The following is a 1,313-nucleotide window of genomic DNA, read 5'->3' on the forward strand; positions in this document are numbered from 1 at the left end:
GGCCACATGTCTTTGCGCTGCCGGAACTTCGCCATGACTTCGCAAGCGAGTTTGGCTGCAATCGTGGACACGATGCGCCGTTCAACGACAAGTGCCAGATCAGGTACGACAGCTCAGCAGAGAAGATGCTGGGCATTGAGGCGCCACCGCCTAAGGCCGATCACGAAAGAACGCTCGGCGAACTGGCGCAGTATGAGGCGCTGTTTGCTCTATGTCCGGAGTGCAATCGACGGAAGCCAATCGATCGCTGGGGGATACAGAAGAAGGTTGGGAAGGAAGTGACGCTGGGCCAAGTCGCAGGCCTCATACGGTGCAAGTGTGGGCACAAGGGCGCCCGCTTGATGGCAAGGCATCTGTCGAGGTGAGCATCGAAAATCACGCGCCTCGGGCCAACATCCAGAACCGCGGGCAACCGTGCGCCACCGTACGGGTCGATAAATGTCTGTCCACGGAGGGTGCAAAGGCGTATTATCTGTGGGTCGGCCCATTCTTTCCGGGCAGAGTCGATTGGGAGATCATATGTGCTCTTGCCTCAGGCGGGAGCCGTACCATGAATTTCTTCACCCACGTCGACCTTACAGACGAGCATCTCGATATCTTGACCTGCAGCATTCACGCGTGGTGCCTCAACCGCCAGGCCGACCCCGAAGGTCATCTTGCACGTGCGGCCACGACACTCGCACTGGAAGTGATTTCCGCGTGTCCATCGATAACGTCGGCGGAATTGCGTGACGTGCTCCTCGCCCGAATTCCAGACCATTCGATTGCCGAATGGCCTGGAACCTCGGGCAGCGTGATGCGCCGCAAGATGTCGACAGCATAGCTATCCTCCTGAGTGAATCGGAGTATCTGTGTCAGCACCGGGATGGGTTGTCGTAATCGTCGAGGGTATCAACGCGTCTCACATCATTGCCTCAGCCGAAGACGCCCTTGTCGCGGGTGGGACGGCCTTCTTAATGGCGATGGAGACTTGCGCCGGCACCGCGACAGGCATGGTCACCCAAGAAGAAGCCCAGACCGCTTTCCTCCATGCAGCTCTGGAAGCAAAAGTTGCCTTCAGGACGGCATAGGCCAGCCCGCCCGTAGCTGTGGAATGGCGAACTACGCACCCGGAAACTTCGCATGCGTGGAACAGATTGTGACCGCCACGGTTAGCTTGACGGCACACCTTTCGGATTGGAAAATAATAATGACCAACGTTCCCCATATTTCGGCCAAACTAACCAAACGGACTCGGTTGAATGCTCTACGCAATGCTCAGGTAGTGCCCCCGCATAGGGTCGATTTGACCCTGAACCCGAGCACTCTGGAGC

Annotated in this window: 3 protein-coding genes; all 3 read left to right on the forward strand. The window is 57.7% G+C overall.

The window, feature by feature from the left end; genetic code table 11:
• Positions 1-365: hypothetical protein (locus AAAB35_RS10320; RefSeq protein ID WP_340668192.1), on the forward strand; the 365-nt coding region annotated here is incomplete at its 5' end.
• A gap of 185 nt (positions 366-550) precedes the next feature.
• A complete protein-coding gene (locus AAAB35_RS10325) occupies positions 551-823 on the forward strand; it encodes a hypothetical protein (protein ID WP_340668193.1) in 273 nt (90 codons plus the stop codon).
• A 28-nt stretch (positions 824-851) separates the two neighbouring features.
• Complete coding sequence (locus tag AAAB35_RS10330) at positions 852-1,070, forward strand: DUF982 domain-containing protein (RefSeq protein ID WP_340668194.1); 219 nt, start codon at positions 852-854, stop codon at positions 1,068-1,070.
• The last annotated feature ends 243 nt before the right edge of the window (positions 1,071-1,313 follow it).

This window comes from Phyllobacterium sp. (assembly GCF_037994425.1).
In the GTDB taxonomy this organism is placed as follows: Bacteria; Pseudomonadota; Alphaproteobacteria; order Rhizobiales; family Rhizobiaceae; genus Phyllobacterium.

Coding starts and splice junctions, on each gene's coding strand:
- AAAB35_RS10325 (WP_340668193.1), top strand. CDS start 551: ATGAATTTCTTCACCCACGTCGACCTTACAGACGAGCATCTCGATATC.